The organism is Pedobacter sp. Leaf176 (assembly GCF_001424305.1).
Lineage (GTDB): Bacteria > Bacteroidota > Bacteroidia > Sphingobacteriales > Sphingobacteriaceae > Pedobacter.
On sequence record NZ_LMPD01000006.1, the window covers coordinates 511,410 to 529,607 of the forward strand.

Genomic DNA, 18,198 nt, shown 5'->3' on the forward strand with positions numbered 1-18,198 from the left:
TCAGATTGTTCTTTATTTAATTAGTTAGCGTAAAATCCTTTTCGAGTTTGATGTTATCTGAAGCCGTTCCGATCATCAGTTTGAAATTACCTGCTTCGGCACCCCAATTTAGTTGCCGGTTATAAAAAGACAGCTTTTCTTTATCAATTACAAAAGTGATTTGTTTGTTCTCGCCAGCCTTTAACATGACTTTTTGAAAGTCCTTCAATTCCTTAACGGGACGAACAACAGATGCAAATTTATCCTGCAAATAGAGTTGAACCACTTCTTCCCCATCGTATTTACCGGTATTTTTAAGCGTAAAATTTACAGCTATTTTATCGGTCATCGTCATTTGAGTTTTATTAAGATTAAGGCTACTATATTCAAAAGTTGTGTAGCTTAAACCATAGCCAAATGCAAATTTGGGGCTATTTGGCAAGTCGAGATAAGCCGATTTGTAATTTCTGTCTTTATCGCTTTTAGACGGACGGCCTGTGCTAAGGTAATTGTAGTAAAGCGGAATCTGGCCTTCATCCCTGGGGAAAGTCATAGGTAATTTACCTGCCGGATTGTAATCACCAAACAATACATTTGCCATAGCATTTCCGGCTTCGCTACCGAGCCACCAGGTGTACATAATTGCAGGAACGTTATCTGCCGTCCAGTTAAATATTAATGGCCTACCGGCCATGAGCAGAACAACAATGGGTTTCCCAGTTGCCTGAATGGCTTTAATTAAATCTTCCTGAACACCCGGAATGCGGATATTGGTTTTGCTTTTAGCCTCGCCACTCATATCAAAAGCTTCGCCCGCAGCAATAATTACCACGTCGGACTGTTTGGCAATCGCTACGGCTTCAGCAAAACCTGTTTTCGAAGAATCTGAAATGCCGCAACCTTTAGCATATAACAACTCTGTTTTGTTTCCGACCTTATTTTTCAATCCTTCATAAAGTGAAATGAGCTTATCGTTTTCCCATGCGACAGACCAAAAGCCCTGCATATCTTTTTCAGATTTAGCGAGTGGACCGATAACAGCAATTTTCTTTAAATCCTTTGATAGCGGTAAGGTTTGCTTTTCATTTTTCAAGAGCACCATACTTTTCTCCGCCATTTTTAAAGAGGCCGCTCTGTTTTCAGCAGAATTCAGTTCCTTCTCCTGACGGGCCTCGTTGCTAAAACGATAGGGATCGTCAAATAACCCCAACTCAAATTTCTTGCGTAGAATTCTCTTCACGGCATCATCAATCAATGCCATATCCACCTTTTTATCTGCTACCAATTTTGCCAGCGAAGGCAGATAACTTCTGCTTTCCATATCCATATCACTACCAGCTTTAATGGCCAGTTCAGCTGCTTCTGATTTATCTTTTGCATAACCATGGGCAACCATTTCACCAATCGAACCCCAATCACTCACCACAAAACCCGTATATTTCCATTTGCCTTTTAAAATATCGCGTTGTAAGTAGCTGCTTCCCGTAGCCGGAATTCCGTTAAGCGTGTTGAATGAATTCATGAAAGTTGCCGCACCCGCGTCTACAGCTGCTTTGAATGGTGGCAAATAGGTTTCCCAAAGGCTGTGTTCACTCATATCAACCGTATTGTAATCACGACCAGCAATGGCTGCGCCATAAGCAGCAAAATGTTTTGCACAGGCCATAATCGCATCTAAATTACCTAATCCCTTCCCTTGAAAACCTTTGACGCGTGCTCGCGCAATTTGCGAACCCAGGAAAGTATCTTCCCCCGCGCCTTCCATTACCCTGCCCCAACGTGGGTCGCGGGCGATATCAACCATCGGTGCAAAAGTCCAGTGAATACCTGAGGCCGCCGTTTCCCTTGCAGCAACTCTGGCTGCATTCTCCATTGCAGGTAAATCCCAACTTGCCGCTTCGGCTAAAGGAATAGGAAAAGTAACACGGTAGCCGTGTATGACATCCAGACCAAAAATCAATGGAATTTTCATTCTAGACTGCATGGCAACTTCCTGAACAGCCCTGGTTTCTTTTGCGCCTCTTACGTTAAGCATCGATCCCAGTTTACCATCCCTGATGTCTTTAAGTTTGTTCGGATTGTTCGTAATCGGACCGGTTGCATCCCTGTCGCCTGTATATTGATTCAACTGACCAATTTTTTCATCTAAAGTCATCAGTTTTAAAACCGAATCAACTTTCTTTTCAATTTTCTTATTCTGCGCAAAAGCAGTAGAAAAAGATAATGCAATAATTAAGGCTGATGATAAATGCTTTTTCATTGTATTTTTATTTAACCCCATCTAAAATTCCCTGATATGCCGGTTTACGTCGATATTGTGCATCGAATGGCAATGGCCAGTCCGGGCGACTGTAATTTGAAGGAATCCAGCTATCACCATCCGTTACATTCCACTGCGTAATGCCAAATTGTTGTGCTTTCGGAATGGCATTATAAGCTTTCACAACTGCTTTATATTTTGCCGCTTGTTGCACTCCTAAATCAGTTGTATAAGTGAGCGATTGATTATTATCGGGATTTAGCGCGATATCAATTTCAGAAATATGAACCAATAAACCTGTTGCCGCAGCCGTTGAAATTGCTGCTGCTAAATTCGAATCCGTTTGAGTAACCCTGGTGTGCATTTGTAAGCCGATCCCATTGATGGGAATGCCTTGGCCTTTTAAATTATTAACCAGATTGATAATTGCCGTGCGTTTTGTCGGCCCGAATTCATGACCGTAATCATTATAAAAAAGTAAAGCACCCGGGTCGGCCTCATGTGCATATTGAAAAGCACGACCAATATAATCTACGCCCAGTTTCTGAACCCAGATGCTGTTTCTAAAAGTTCCATCTTCATTTATGGCTTCGTTAACGACATCCCACGAAACTACCTTTCCTTTAAAATGGCTTACCACAGTTTGAATATGAGTTTTCAATAAGTTCTCCCATTCGGCTGTTGTGCCCTGGAATTTAGTAACCCAATCGGGAAGCGATTTATACCAGTTTAATGTATGTCCGTGAATACGTTTCCCGTTAGTAATTGCGAAATCCACAAGGTAATCAGCTTCGCTCCAGGTATAAGTATCTTTTGATGGATGAACGGAAGCGAACTTCATGGCATTCTCGGCCGTTATACTGTTAAATTCTTTAACTACGAGATTGCGATAATTCGTGTTGTTTTTCAAAAGCGATACGTTAACTGCAGCACCCATTTTAAAAGGCATTTCTTTCTGCAAAGTCGTTTCTACGGTTGAAATAACCGGAGCTTCTTCAATACCATTATTGTTCTGCTTTTCGCAGGAGATACCTAATAAGGCCATTGGTATTATCAGTTTCGAAAGCACACTAATTTTCGTCAATCCCATCATATTATTTATATTTCAGCTGCATCTGTTCGTAATAGTCTTTAAGAACATAGAAAGCTTTCTTTTTCTTACCTGTTTCGCTTATTAAACCTTTGCGGTTCCAGAAATTCTGATAAATCGGATGTTGCCTTCTTGGTGATCGGAAGTCCGTTAAAATCCATGGCGTCATACCACGCAAAGCAGTTATTTTACTTAGCATGGTAATCTGGTTTTTGTACAAAGCTTCCTGATATTCTTCGCTCCAACGGGTATTTTCATCGGCATGGAAACCACCCAAAGCATCGCCTCCAAACTCTGTGATTACGACAGGTTTATTGTATTTTATATTGAAACTGTATTTGGTAATTTCTGAGGGAGTTCCACCCCAATACCAGCCGGCATATTCGTTAAAGCTTACTAAATCGATCTTTTCACCCAGTGGATCGTTTAAAATAATTGAACTGCCTTCACGATGAACTTCTAAAGCTGCAGCAACTAGGCGGGTATCATCTAAAGAGCGGGCGGTTTCAGCCAGGTTGCTCATAAAGCTTAACCGGGCATCACTAAGTGGTGTTTCATTCCCGATTGACCAAACGATTACACTTGCCCTGTTTTTATCGCGAACGATTAAATCGGTAAGTTGCTGTTTTGCATTGGCATAGGTTGCAGGGTTTGTCCAGCTGATGGTCCAGTAAACCGGAACTTCTGCCCAAACCAATAAACCCATTTCATCTGCAAGGCGAATCATTTCTTCATTATGCGGATAGTGTGCCAGGCGAACATAATTACAATTCATATCTTTGGCCCACTGCAACATCATGCGCATGTCACCTTCAGAACGTAGTCGTCCCGCTAAAAGCGGATTTTCATCGTGAATGGAAATTCCCCTTAAGAAAACGGATTTTCCATTCAACAAAATGCTGTCGCCGTTTACCTGGATGGTTCTGAAACCGATTTTATCATTGATGTCTTCTTTATCCGTTTTGATGGTTACACCATATAGTTTTGGATTTTCCGGTGACCAGAGGCTTAGATTATTCCAGGTGAACTCATCATTGATTTTACCCTCTGCATCTGTTTTATATTTCTTTTCAAGTTTTAATTCAGGAATGGTTAAAGTTACCTCCTGATTTGCTGTTGCATCCGAAAGTTTAACTGAAAAGTTTAACAGATTGTTATTCCCTTTAACCAGTTGAAGTTTATAATCACTGATAAAATGCTCCGGAAATTCCGCAAGAAAAACGTCGCGTGTGATGCCGCCGTAATTCCACCAATCGGTGTTAACCGTTGGTATTTCATCCTGCTTTCTGATGTTGTCAACTTTTAAAATTAGTGAATTGTCTCCCGCTTTAATCAGATTGGTAACATCAAATTGGAAAGGTGTGAAACCACCTTTATGAATACCTAATTTTTTCCCGTTTAAATAAACATGTGCTTCGTAATTTACTGCACCAAAATAAACATAGTATTTTTTTCCCTTTTCAGGTTTTGCATCAAATTTTCTGCGCAACCAGATATTGCCTTCATAAAGTTCGAGCTTTTCTGATTGGGAATTCCAATCACCCGGAACATTCATTTGTGGCGAATAATCAAAATTGTATTCAATTAATTCTGATTTATCTTTCTGAACTTTATCATCAAAGTAGCCGCCGGTTCCGGATTTTGATTTATCGAAAGGATCGTGTCTGTAATCATAGTAACCATTTTCATACGGATCGATAATGTAATTCCATTTGCCGTTCAGGCTTTGAATTTTTCGGCCCTGAATGTTTTGTATAGAACGAACTTGTGCGTAACTGATTGAAGTAAGAAGCGATAAAGAAACTAGAAGTACTTTAAAGGTTGATTTCAGCATGATGTAAATGTTTAATGATAAATAATTGCTATTTCAAAACTAACAATTATTTAACGGACGGCGTTTTAACCGTCCGTTTAATTTTGTCACCGGATTAAGATTAATAACCAGGATTCTGACCTAAATTCGGCGCTTTGTTTAATTCATTTTGCGAAATAGGATATAAATAATTCCTGGCTGTAAAAACCCTGTTTTCTACAGTAAACGGTGTGTAAGTAAAGGTTGTTGGTGCTGTTTGAACAATCCTCATCCCGGTTACGGGTTTGTTAAATGTTAGCTCACCTTCTTTCCAGCGTCGAACATCGTAAAAGCGATGTTCTTCAAAACATAATTCTACTCTGCGCTCGTTGCGAATCCGTTTTCTTAACTCAATTTGATTTGGTGCAACGTAGCCATTTCCAGCAGCGTTTGTCGTTTGCAATGGCGGCATTTGAACACCGGTTCTGTTTCTAATCAAATTAAGCACCCTTAAAATTTCAGTCTGGGCAGCGGCTCCTTGTGCTTCGTTTAAAGCTTCAGCATAATTTAATAGAATTTCGGCATATCTAAAAAATATCCAGGGGCGACGAACTGTTGTACTAGTTGGACCCCATGCTGCTGCCTCACTCAAATATTTACGCATATAATAACCTGTTTTCGTTGCATTAACATTAAGGTTCAAGCCATCTTTCCCGCCAACATAAGTATCAACAGTTTTACTTTTAAAGGTAGAACCATTATACATAATGGCAAAGTTTAAACGTGGGTCGCGGTTTGCGTATGGATTTGTTGCTAAATAACCAGAAGCCGCATCAGTTATCATTCTACCGGTTGATCGCATTTCAAATGCATCAACCATTTCTTGTGTCGGGTTTGTACGGCCGTTTGCAGCATCATAACTTATCGGCGCATTATTCACTTCGATACTATTTGTATTCAGGGTTGAAGTAGCGAAAATTGTTTCCGCATTGAAAGCACCGTTATTCCACAACCATATATTCGGATATGACGTGTAGATGCTGTGCTTTCCGGTATCCATTAAGCGTTTTGCAGCATCGGCAGCAGCCTGCCATTTTGTTAAATCGTTATTGGTGTTGTATTGTGGGCTTGCCGCATATAAAAACATCCGGGCTTTCAATGCCATTGCCGCAGTTTGCGTTGCACGGCCACGGTCTGCCGCTCTCCATTCTGTTGGCGATAAAGGTAGGCGGCTAATTGCATCTTCACAGTCTTTCGAAATTTGGTCGACACATTGCTGAAACGTGTTGCGTGGCAGATCAAGGTTATCGTTAACAGTTAATGTGCGGGTAACAATAGGAAAACTGCCATAACGCTTTAATAATTCAAATTGAAAAAATGCCCGTAAAAAGTAAGCTTGTCCTTTCAAGCGTTCTACCTGAGCGGCATAAGTTTGGTTGGCTGCAACATTGGCCGGTACTACTTCATCCAATGGAATAACAGCACTTCCATCAACATTTTCTAAAAATGCGTTAGTTTTTCGGATGCCAGTGTACATATCCGCCCAAACCTCATCAAAAGGTTTCGCTGCACTCCAGGTTCCGTTTGTCAAAGTGGTAATGGATGAATTCTGGTTCGAATTTACAGCCTCATCAGTACCTGAAGCAAATAAGGCACCTGCATTATCAACGCTATACCGATCTGATAAAACAGAATAGGCATTGTTTAAAAAGTTTCTGGCATAATCCGGATTGGCCCAAAGTTGTGCCTGTGTAATGTCGTTTCCGCCACTAAAAGATCCATCTTGAAGAAAGCCATCTTTTTTACATCCGGCTACCTGCATGGTTACAAAAGCCAGGATTAAATAAAATATATTTTTTTTCATTGTCTTATCTTTAAAATTTCAAGTTCAATCCGAATGAATAAATTTTCATATATGGATAGGATGCACTATTTGTCGAACCAACTGTAGATGCATATCCTGATTCAGGTAACTCAGGGTCGATATTCAAATCGCCTAACCTATCAAAAGTTAGAAGATTTAAGCCGCTAACATAAAAACGAAGCTGCGATATCTTCAATCTTTTAATAAATGACGGAGATAATGAATAACCTAACTCAACATTTTTTAAACGGATGTAATCGCCGGAGCGAATCCAGAAATCAGAGTTTGCCGTATTGTTACCACGATCGGTTAATAATAAACGTGGGTAGGCCGCATTCGGGTTGTCCGGTGTCCATCTATCGACACTGAATTGGTTTAAATATCCGTTATTCGCTGTACCACCATTCACCAATTGCTGAATAGTAATTGAACGACCGTTAGTACCTTGAAACAAGAAGTTTAAATCAAAATTTTTCACTGCAACAGATGCCCCAAATCCAAAGTAAGCTTTAGGAACAAAGTTGAAATCCGTTCTAACCCGGTCTAAATCGTTAATCACGCCATCACCATTCTGATCAATATATTTAATGTCTCCAGGTTTTACTTCCCGTGATAATTGTTGAACCGGAGAAGCGTTTATCTGCGCCTGATTCTGGAAAATACCATCGGATATAAGCATTGAACTGATGTAACCTGCAGTGGTTGAAGCCGTAGCAGATGGGGCTATAACGCTGGAGATCGGATGACCTAAAGCTTTTTGATAAGCCGGTAAATTGGCCGCTTCGTTAATGGCTAAAATTTTGCTTACGTTGTAAGTAAAGTTTCCAAAAATATTCAAATTAACATCACCGAGTCTCTTATTGTAATTGATACCTGTTTCAAAGCCCCTGTATTCGGCCTCACCTTCGTTAACGAAAATTAAACTCTGGCCTAAAGTACTAGGTAGTAATGAACCTGTTGTCAGATTTTTTCTGTCCTCGTAAAAGTAATCCGCACTGATTGCTAGTGATTGTTTAAACAATTTGGCATCAAAGCCAACACTTGTTTTATAAGCTTTTTCCCAGGTTAAATCAGGATTTGCCAAAGCCAATTGTGCTGTACCGCCTACGCCTGTGAATGAAGTACCAAAATTATAACCCGTCGTGCTTCTGCTAAAGAAATCGTTAAAGGCAAATCTCCGCGCAGAACCAATAGCATCGTTTCCAACTAAACCATACGAACCCCTTATTTTTAAGAAATCGAGCCATGTAGCTGAACTTTTCATGAAATCTTCATCAGATACAATCCACCCGGCAGAGGCCGCCGGAAAAAAACCATATCTCCTGCCAGGAGCAAAGTTTTCTGATCCGGAATAACTTGCAGTTAAATCAACAAGATAGCGCTGCAAAAAACCATATGATAGCCTGTTGGACCAGCCTTCTCTCCTCACATCAAGATTTCCGAATGAAGCGAGATTAGCTCTTGACACTCTCGTTGAAAATTTAATATCATGTCCGCCAAACGTTCTGTTGTAATCGAAGCCTGCCCAAAATTCGCTTTTCTTTAGGTTTCCTGAAAAAACGTTTCCCTGATAATTCACCTTGGTGGCGGTGCCATAATTAGTATATATACCATTTGCACCCAACTCAGACGTTGAATAGGTTTCAGAAAATCCCGAGCGGTACAAACCTGCAATATCATAGGCATAAAATACTTCTGCCGATAAGCCTTTTAAAATACCGTCCATTTTCTGGCGCGCGCTTATGGTTGCTATCATATTACGCATTAAATCGGTACTCGCGCCTCTGGCCTGTAACATGGCTAAAGGATTATTCTGTGATAAAATTGATGTTCCACCGTATGAACCATTTGGGTTTAAAATAGGGAAAGCATTTGCTGGTGTAGAATATACCGTATTTAAAAAAGTACCTGTACCGGCATTTGGGAAGGTAAGATTTGTAATCCGTCCGCCAATATCCAAAGCAACATCCAGGTTTTTATTTACATGCAAATCTATGTTGGTACGCAGGTTGTAGCGGTTGAAATCAGTGTTCGCATCGTAAGCTTCATTGTTTCCGCCCTTGTAAATCCCGCCCTGCATGTAAGCACTCAGTAAAGTGTAATATTTAATAAAGGCATTACCACCGGTAACCGACGCTACATAACGCTGGGTTGGCGCAACTTTTTTTGTAAAATCCCTGACAAAATTATTGTTTGGGTATTTAATAGGGTCAGAACCATTTTGATAAGCTTGTAACGCGGTTTGATCGTAAATCGTAGTGCCGCCACTGTTTACAGACGCCTCGTTATAAAGTGTTGCATATGTATAGGCGTCTAATGGCTGCGCAATTTGTAATGGTGCCTGTAATCCGGCCTGGGCATCAAAAGTAACTTTTGTGCTTGTAGCACTCCCTCTTTTTGTTTTAACATAAATAACACCATTCGCGCCGTACATGCCATACCAGGCCAAAGTTGCTGCATCTTTTAATACACTTACACTTTCAATTTCACCCAGGTCCATAGAATTGAAATCTCTTTCAATACCGTCAACCAATACCAGCGGTTCCTGGTTACTGTTGTATGAAGATCGTCCGCGGATAAGAAAACTCGAAGCATCGTAACCGGGTTGTTGAGAACCGCTTGGATAAACCGCTAATCCCGGAAGTCTTCCTGTAAATACATTCGTTAATGATGATGATGGAATCTGAGGTAAGTTGTCGGTCATAATCGTGCTGATTGTTGCAGTTACTTCCCTTCTTTTTCTCACCCCGAAAGGGATGTAAACATTGTCATCATCACCAGCATCAATTAATGCTTTTGTGATAACGATATCTGCCTTATCTACTTCGCCTGCAGGTTTCATTACAGTTCTGTAACCTAAAAATTTGAATACCAAAACATCACTCGTAGTGGTTTCTATCGAAAAATTACCATTGGCATCAGTAGAGACTGATTTATTGGTTTTATCTTCTTGTATGGTAATTACAACTCCAGGAACAGGTTTTTTATCCTGATCGATAACTCTGCCCGTAACCGTTAAACCTTCATCAGGCTTTTGCCCATAAACATGCAGCATTCCGGCCAAAATGAACAAGACACAAATAATATATTTTGATTTTATAAATTTCATATTGAAAAATCTTTTAGCATTATACTGAATAACTATTCCCAACCTGGATTCTGTAAGAGCACGCCTTTACTTTTATATATCTCTGCCCTTGGTATTGGATAAAGGTTCTGGATTTCAGACCATGTTTTTTGAAAGGTTGAGGTTAATACAAATGGCGTATAGGTAAATGTTCCGTTAGAATTCTTAACCACATTCATACCTTTCATTGGAACGGCAATAGTTTGCGCACCGGCTTTCCAACGCATAATATCGTACCATCGATGATCTTCAAAAGCAAGTTCTATAGAACGTTCATGTCTGATTGCTGTACGCATCTCATCCTGAGTCATTCCGGCTTTTAATCCGTATAAGTTGTTAGTCCCTGCCTGAATACCCGCACGGCTTCTGATTTTTATAAGCTGTTCGTAAACAGATTGATCAGGACCAACAGCTTCATTTTGGGCTTCGGCATAGTTAAGCATCATTTCAGCATAGCGGAAATAGATGTAATTTAACAAAGTTGTACTCCCGCCTACCGTTCTGTAAACTTCGGGCCAGTATTTTTTGCAATAGTAGCGGGTTGCAGTATAAGTAATGGTCGGGTTATAATCTTTTCCATAACTAACCCTTCCCTGCGCATCAGTAGTAGACCACATTTCGATTTTTCCGCCCTGCCATGGTCTGTCATTGTAAATTATGTTATCATAAAAACGAGGCTCTCTGTTTTCATAGGGTTTTTGTGGGTTATAACCAGATGTAGGATCAGTAATTGGTTTGCCATTGGCCATATCGTACATATCGACATGGTTTTGTGTCGGGTTCATTTGTCCTTGCGCCCCCCCGGAACCCGGAGACATGGAGAAATCCTGCATCATTTCCCCAGATAAAGGCGTATTGCCTTTAATTCTAATCATGATGTATTCAGGAGAAGAAGGTAAGTTAAGCAAATCGCCGTAGGATGCTTGTAACTCATAGCGACCGTCCATCAAAACTTTAGCAGCATCTGCAGCAGCCTGCCATTTGGTTTTATCATTTGATGAATTGTTTAGCGGACTTGCAGCATATAACAATACCCTGGCTCTGAGTGCCTGCGCCGCGCCAATTGTTGGCCGTCCGTAGTTTGATGGTCCATAAGCCGCGTCATCACCAAGTTTAGTAATGGCAATATTTAAGTCGTTTAAGATAAACTGAGTTACTTCTGCATAAGTTTTTCTTGGCAAATTGATGTCATCATTAACATCGTAAACTTTATCGACTATTGGCACACCTCCAAATCTTTTCGTTAGTTCGAAGTAAGATAAAGCACGTAAAAAACGCATTTCACCTTCAACACGTGTTGGATTAAAAATAGGAACAGAAGCATTCGGAGATGGCGGCACCTCACTGATCCTCGCTAACATTTTATTGTGGATGGCAATACCAGCGTACATCAGTTTCCAAACACCATAAATATCATTTAAAGATGGTCCGTTAGAATGATCATGATATAGCCCCCTGTTTAAAGAGGTTACAGAACCTTCCGAATTACCGGAAACCGCTTCATCAGAAGCCTGAGAAGTAGTGCCGCGGTGGTCGTTAAAGCGCACATATTTCGTGATCACATAGTTATAAGCATTATCTGCAAACCTGGCAGCTAAAGCAGGGTCGGCAAAAATCTCGTCCTCACTAATGGCCACACCCGGCGTTCTTTCCAGGTAATCTTTTTTACAAGAAATTGAAAAAAGGGTAAACAGAACAATTGCCGTAAGTATTTTATAGTTTTTCATTGTTTTAGAATTGAACATTTAAACCAAAATTGTAAATCTTCGATGTTGGATAAAGCGCCTGAAGCGGAAATGCAGTATTAATCGTATTAACATTTTCAGGATCCACGTAAAACCGGTATTTAGTCCAGGTATACAGATTTTGTCCCTGTACAAAAAGCCTGATGTTCGCTAATTTTAAGGCTGAAGACCATTGTTTTGGGAGGTTCCAGGCGAATTCAATATTTCTGATTTTCAAATAGGCAGAATTTTGTAAGGTAAAATCATTCAGAGCATAGTTCAACGATGCTGTACCTCTCGCATGAAGCGCGGGCCAGTCCGCTGTATTCGCGTTAGCAGGTGTCCAGGCGTTAAGCATAAAATCGTACATCTGCTGACCATTGTTCTGTTCATTAAGGATTACGTTAGAGCTTACATGTGCTACGCCTTGAAACAGTGCAGAAAGGGTAAAGCCTTTGTAAATTATTCTCGGGCTAAAACTATAAACATACTCGGGTGTATTTGTATAACCAATTTTATCCTGATCCAAACTGGTTATCGCACCATCTCCATCCAAATCCTTAAATTTCAAATCTCCGGGAATTGGGCTGTAACCCTGTAATTTTGGCGAAGCGGCAATATCTGCTGCAGACTGAAAGAAACCATCGGTTTTATAACCAAAAAACTGTCCCACACTTGTACCTTTTCTGGCTGCAGAAAAAGGCAAACCATCTGGCTCATCGTTTTCAACAATCTTATTTTTCGCATAACTTACCTGAGCATTCAGTCCGACAGTTATGTCGCCGATTTGTTTCTGATAATCTAATTCAACCTCATATCCCTTATTGTAAACTATTCCCTTATTTAAGTTCGGATAGCTATGGCCAAATAAAGCCAATCCGCTAAGTGGTGTTGTTAAAATATCGCGACGGGTTTCATCAAATAAGTCAACTGTTACCCTTAAATTATCTTTTAACAAGCGGGCTTCGAAACCAATGTTACGCTTGGTACCTGTTTCCCAGGTTACGGCCTGATTACCTAAAGCATTTATAGATGCACCAAAGAACTGTGGATCACTAATCCATAATGTTGGATAACTTGTTATTGAATTTGGGTTTCCGAACGGTGCTGCCTGGGCACTTCCGGCTGCGTTTGTAGAATAATTAGTTAAAAATAAGAAACGATCATTCGAAATCCTATCATTACCAACCAAACCATAACTTCCTCTAACTTTGAAATAAGTTAAAATATTGTTCTTTTTCCAGAATGGCTCGTTAGTTAATGTCCAGCCTGCAGAAACAGCAGGGAAGAAACCGTACCGTAAACCTTGAGCAAAGTTTTCAGAACCATTATATGAGGCATTAAATTCTGCAAAATAGCGCTCATCATAATTATAGGTTACACGACTCGCAACACCTTGTGATGCTCTTGGCGGAGCGGTAAATGCCGTCGTTCCTGTCGATTTAATTAATTGCCTGGTACCTAATAACAACGCACCTACACTGTGTTTACCGAAATTACGGTTGTAATCGAAACCAGACTGGAGGTTCATATTGGTGCTGCCCTCTGTTACGCCACCATCCTGAACGGCACCTAAAGGCTCATCACGGTTTCTCGTATCAGTTGATAAGGTAGCCTGACCTGTTGCAGGATTATAAACGTATGCGGCCCAGTTTGCATTTCGTCGCTCGATGTTGTTATAATAAGAATCATAACCAAAAACAGTTTTAAAGCCTAAACCCTTGGTTATAAAATCGAGCTTATAATTTAGATTGAAAGTGCTTTCAATTGTATTATTCTCATCATTACGTGTTCCAAACCTGGTTAGAACTGCATAAGGATTCCAGATGTTGGTTCCAATGTTAGGATTGGCAGTTATTCTTCCATCAGGTAAAGTAACCGGATAAGCATATGCCGGTACCTGCAGTATACGTGAAATCATACCTTCGATGGTATCGTAAGAAAACGCGGAAGAAGACCGTAAACCAGCAGGCTGATAACGGTCTGCAAATCTTCCGCCCAGTTTTATTCCAACGGTAAAATCTTTATTAAGGGTCAAATCTACGTTCGATCGAAAATTGTAACGGTTATAATTTGGAACGGTGTTGATGCCATAAGGCGAATCGAATTTTTTGAAAATACCATCCTGAAAGGCGTAACCTGCTGAAACAAAATATTTGGCAATCTTGGTTCCTCCATTTATATTAACGTTGTGCTGTGTTTGAGAATAATATTTTTTGGTCAGATAATCAAACCACTGCACATCCGGAAAACCGATGGGATCTGATTTATCGCGGAACTTTTGTATATCTGAATCAGAAAAATATGGCGTTTTTCCATCATTTACGTAGGATTGATTAAGCAAAAGCGCATTTTCCAAAGCAGGCAAACCAACTGCCAAACCGGTATAAGTTTGCAAAGCATAGTTACCGGTATAGGTTACTTTCGGCTTTCCGATTTTGCCTTGTTTGGTTGTCACTACGATGATGCCGTTGGCACCTCGGATACCGTAAATTGCTGTAGAAGCTGCATCTTTCAAAACGGTAATTGTTTCAATTTCGTTGGCATCCACGTCAGAAAAACTTGGTCTTTCCACGCCATCTACCACCACAATTGCACCGTTATTAACCCCATAAGTTGCTACCCCCCTTACTTTAAGTTGTGCACCATCTGCACCAGGTTGCCCGCTTGTTTGTACCGCCAATAAACCCGGAAGGCGGCCGACTAAACTATTTGTTGGATTTGGTGTCGGTGATTTCATAATCTCCTCTGTTCCGATTTGCGCAATCGCTCCCGTCAAAGTGGATTTCTTCTGAGCACCATAACCAACAACCACAACTTCATCAAGACCCTGTGAATTGTCTTCCAAAACCACAGTAACGGTTGTCTTGCCATTTAAGGCAACCTCCTTATTTATGTAGCCGATAAACGCAAAAGTTAATACCGCGTTATCAGTGGCCCGAATGGAAAATTTACCATCATTATCGGTAACAACACCACCAGGTGTTCCTTTAATCCTGACGCTGACCCCCGGCATGGTTACCCCTTTATTATCTTTTACAGTTCCTGTTATCAGCGATTGTGCAAAAGCGGGAATTGAACAGAGGCTTAGTAAAAAGAAAATCAATAAATACAGAATTTTTAACCGTTCAACTCTTTCGAATATCGCAAGCGAAAAAATCCTCTTCTGAAAGTGAAGTCTATCCATAATTGTTGTAATAAATCTGTTTAGTAAATATTTGTGCGTTGTTTGAGTGTGCCTTAAATTATTTAAGCTGCTAAAGCTCCAGATATACAAAAGCTTGTTATTTAAACACCCGTTTTTTGCTTATTGTAGTTAAGAATAAACCTTGATCAAGAAATTGGAAGCGTTAAAAGATTATGTGGTTTTACACTAAAAATGTAACATTTCGGATGCATGCCTGGACTTGAAATGTCAGGAAAAATACCTAAATCAATAGGTAGTGCTATTGAAATAGAATTAAAGGAAAGTAATTTCATTGTTTAATTTGGTTAGTTGCTTATAATGGTAACGAATTTAAAAAAGGTTAGAGAGTAAATCGTTTTTAAATATGTGAAAACCCCTATAATTCGGTTCTAATACATTTTCAAACGTTTGAAATAATTTGATTTTTTTTCTTATCTATGCATTGAGATTGGAAAAGAAGATGAATAATACGCCTGTTACACTAAAATTCTTAGCTGAAAAGTTAAAGATGTCAGTTTCAACAGTATCAAAGGCTCTGAATAACTACCCTACCATTAACGAATACACGAAAAATCGTGTTCAGGAAATGGCCCGGGATTTGCATTTTACACCAAATAAATCGGCAATTAATTTAAAGGAAAGGAAATCAAGAATTATCGGCATAATCTTACCTAACCTGCTTGACCATTTTTTTACCAGGAGCATTTATGGCGTAGAGCAATTTGCAACAAAAAATGGATACAACATTATCATAAGCCAATCGCACGATGATCTGCAAAAAGAAATTCAATCCGCCGATATGCTTTTAAGGAGCCGCGTAGATGGATTAATTATTGCTATTTCAAAAAACACACAAGACTTTGCTCACCTCAACCAATTTGAAAACCTCGGCATACCTGTAGTATATTACACGAGAAATCCGAGTTTTAACCTGAACTGCCATAAAGTTTTAGGCAACACCTTTCAAGGATGTTACCAGGCGACAAAATTTTTAATCGACAGAGGTCATAAAAAAATTGCCTACATCGGCGGGCCAAAAATGATCAACTTTACACACGATCGTTTTAATGGTTACATAAATGCATTGAAAGATAATCACCTTTCTTTTGACGCAAACTTGGTTGCGTATACAGATTTCGACAGAGAAAACACCATATCTGCCATTCAAAACCTGTTTTCAGCAGATGATAATACACCAACTGCAATCGTAGCCTTCAAAGAGCACATTCTTTTCGATGCAATTAAATATCTGCGGCACATTAAACATCCCCAATTCAACAAAATAGAATGCATTGGTTTTGGCAACAATTCCTTTATCAATTACCTAGATACACCACCTATAGCCTCAGTAGAAGAAAATCCTGAATCCGTGGGAGAAAATGCAATTAATTTATTGCTGAAATTGATCAATAAAGAAATTGATATGGAAAGTTACCAGAAAGTTATGGTCGATTGTAAGCTCATCGTTCATAACGATTAATAATGTTAATATTTATTTTTGTCGTTAAAACTAATTAGCCTTAACTTTCCGCTATTATGGCATTACATTTTGCGTCAATAAATTCGGGTAGCAACGGTAACTGTTATTACATTGGTAACAGCAACGAGGCTGTATTAATTGATGTAGGCATTTCTTGCAGGGAAATTGAAAAAAGAATGGCCAGGCTCTGCTTATCGATAGACAGAATAAAGGCTATTTTTATATCACATGAACACAGCGATCATATAAAAGGCCTTGCCGTTTTATCCAAAAAATATAATCTTACGGTTTACATTACAAATAGCACTTTAAAGAATAGTCGTTTGTTATTGAACGAAAAAAATGTTTTTTCATTCAATAACTTGGATACCATTCGGATTGGAAGTTTAACAGTGTCTGCATTCTCCAAATTTCATGATGCTGTAGATCCATATAGCTTTACGATTGAATGTAACGATGTTCGTGTCGGCGTTTTTACAGATATTGGTACGGTATGCGACAGGTTGGTTAAGCAATTCAAGACATGTCATGCTGCATTTTTAGAGGCAAACTATGATGTCGAAATGCTTCAAAATGGAAATTATCCTTACCACTTAAAAAGAAGAATTACCAGTGGCAAAGGTCATTTATCAAATAACGAAGCATTATCACTCTTTCAAGATCACAAGCCTGATTACATGAGCCATATTCTACTAAGCCATTTATCAAAGGATAACAATGACCCCGTATTAGTGGAAAATTTATTTAAATCAGCGGCAGGTGATACTTTTGTAAGCGTCGCATCCAGACATCAGGAAAGTGAGGTTTACTACATACACAATCAAGCTACCGAAAGGGACCTTTACAATTTTAATCCTTTCACCTATCAGCCTGCTCAGTTAAATTTATTTTAATCGCGTTTTTTATCAAAAATACCAACTAACTGGTATTTTTTTTAGCCCATTATTTAAAGAGATTTGCTGCGCTGATAAAATTTACGCAACAATGAATTAACGCAAAAAAGATTTAAATAATTTAATCCTTTTTTAAAACAAAATAAATTATTTGGTGGTTATATAGGTACTTCATAAATAGTTTGTTTGGTTTATTGGGGCTTATGGATTTAAGCCCCTTTCTCTTTTCAAAATATATAAACTCAAAATAAATTTCATTGTTTATAAGATGAAAGAAAGCGAAAATAAATTCTTTCATTTTTAAATTAGCCTTTACGTTAACTGGTTGACTTTCGATACATTAAAATGGGATTAGAGATAATTAAATTGCATAATATTTTAATATTTAATGCGTAGTTATACCTGTTTTTGTTATATTTGTTATCAAATAATTGGTTCCAATAGTATGCCGATTTATGAATACAAATTAATAAACTAACGTATATCGGCTTTGTATTTTCTAACCTATTTAATGAAGCGATTGTATTAATTATGGCTTCGCAGTGTGAATTTAAGTCAATAACTCTCAATCATGACCAAATACCAAACAATCGTACTAAGATTTACAGAAAGATTTTTTAATTATCTTTACCGCTCTTTTGCTTCAAAAGTATTTTCGTTTAAAACTGTTATTTTGATGCAAATTATCCGAATATTTTCGGAAGCACATGTTGTAATGGTTAAGTCTGATAATTTATCTTTAAATATTAAATTTTAGATAGAAAGATTTAAAATCTAACCTGGATAAAACTTTGCGGTACAA

9 protein-coding genes are annotated in these 18,198 nt (G+C 39.0%); 2 read left to right on the forward strand and 7 right to left on the reverse strand.

All coding sequences use genetic code 11. The features are described 5' to 3' along the window. Positions 1-16: 16 nt before the first annotated feature. From ASF92_RS18210 to ASF92_RS18240, 7 genes are all read right to left on the reverse strand, one after another. Entirely contained in the window at positions 17-2,239 is a 2,223-nt protein-coding gene (locus ASF92_RS18210) for a glycoside hydrolase family 3 N-terminal domain-containing protein (protein ID WP_056097152.1), read from the reverse strand. 7 nt (positions 2,240-2,246) lie between these two features. Continuing rightward, positions 2,247-3,332 carry an endo-1,4-beta-xylanase gene (locus tag ASF92_RS18215; protein WP_056096636.1) on the reverse strand — a complete coding sequence of 362 codons (1,086 nt, stop codon included), beginning with the start codon at positions 3,330-3,332 and terminating at the stop codon, positions 2,247-2,249. A gap of 1 nt (position 3,333) precedes the next feature. Continuing rightward, a complete protein-coding gene (locus ASF92_RS18220; RefSeq protein ID WP_056096639.1) occupies positions 3,334-5,163 on the reverse strand; it encodes a glycoside hydrolase family 2 protein in 1,830 nt (609 codons plus the stop codon). Positions 5,164-5,263: 100 nt separating this feature from the next. Then, positions 5,264-6,985 carry a RagB/SusD family nutrient uptake outer membrane protein gene (locus ASF92_RS18225; RefSeq protein ID WP_056096642.1) on the reverse strand — a complete coding sequence of 574 codons (1,722 nt, stop codon included), beginning with the start codon at positions 6,983-6,985 and terminating at the stop codon, positions 5,264-5,266. A gap of 10 nt (positions 6,986-6,995) precedes the next feature. Next, a complete protein-coding gene (locus tag ASF92_RS18230; RefSeq protein WP_056096646.1) occupies positions 6,996-10,094 on the reverse strand; it encodes a TonB-dependent receptor in 3,099 nt (1,032 codons plus the stop codon). Between the two features lie 32 nt (positions 10,095-10,126). Then, the gene (locus ASF92_RS18235) at positions 10,127-11,839 is read right to left on the reverse strand and encodes a RagB/SusD family nutrient uptake outer membrane protein (RefSeq protein ID WP_082489634.1); all 1,713 of its coding nucleotides are present in this window, start codon (positions 11,837-11,839) and stop codon (positions 10,127-10,129) included. A 4-nt stretch (positions 11,840-11,843) separates the two neighbouring features. Further along, on the reverse strand, positions 11,844-15,023 hold the full coding sequence (locus ASF92_RS18240) for a TonB-dependent receptor (protein ID WP_056096651.1): 3,180 nt from the start codon (positions 15,021-15,023) through the stop codon (positions 11,844-11,846). A 460-nt stretch (positions 15,024-15,483) separates the two neighbouring features. On the opposite strand from ASF92_RS18240, the gene ASF92_RS18245 reads away from it, so the two are divergent. Both ASF92_RS18245 and ASF92_RS18250 read left to right on the forward strand, forming a co-directional pair. After that, the gene (locus tag ASF92_RS18245) at positions 15,484-16,503 is read left to right on the forward strand and encodes a LacI family DNA-binding transcriptional regulator (RefSeq protein ID WP_056096654.1); all 1,020 of its coding nucleotides are present in this window, start codon (positions 15,484-15,486) and stop codon (positions 16,501-16,503) included. 56 nt (positions 16,504-16,559) lie between these two features. Further along, complete coding sequence (locus ASF92_RS18250; protein WP_056096658.1) at positions 16,560-17,396, forward strand: MBL fold metallo-hydrolase; 837 nt, start codon at positions 16,560-16,562, stop codon at positions 17,394-17,396. The last annotated feature ends 802 nt before the right edge of the window (positions 17,397-18,198 follow it).

Coding starts and splice junctions, on each gene's coding strand:
- ASF92_RS18225 (WP_056096642.1), bottom strand. CDS start 6,985: ATGAAAAAAAATATATTTTATTTAATCCTGGCTTTTGTAACCATGCAG.
- ASF92_RS18210 (WP_056097152.1), bottom strand. CDS start 2,239: ATGAAAAAGCATTTATCATCAGCCTTAATTATTGCATTATCTTTTTCT.
- ASF92_RS18220 (WP_056096639.1), bottom strand. CDS start 5,163: ATGCTGAAATCAACCTTTAAAGTACTTCTAGTTTCTTTATCGCTTCTT.
- ASF92_RS18245 (WP_056096654.1), top strand. CDS start 15,484: ATGAATAATACGCCTGTTACACTAAAATTCTTAGCTGAAAAGTTAAAG.
- ASF92_RS18240 (WP_056096651.1), bottom strand. CDS start 15,023: ATGGATAGACTTCACTTTCAGAAGAGGATTTTTTCGCTTGCGATATTC.
- ASF92_RS18235 (WP_082489634.1), bottom strand. CDS start 11,839: ATGAAAAACTATAAAATACTTACGGCAATTGTTCTGTTTACCCTTTTT.
- ASF92_RS18250 (WP_056096658.1), top strand. CDS start 16,560: ATGGCATTACATTTTGCGTCAATAAATTCGGGTAGCAACGGTAACTGT.
- ASF92_RS18215 (WP_056096636.1), bottom strand. CDS start 3,332: ATGATGGGATTGACGAAAATTAGTGTGCTTTCGAAACTGATAATACCA.
- ASF92_RS18230 (WP_056096646.1), bottom strand. CDS start 10,094: ATGAAATTTATAAAATCAAAATATATTATTTGTGTCTTGTTCATTTTG.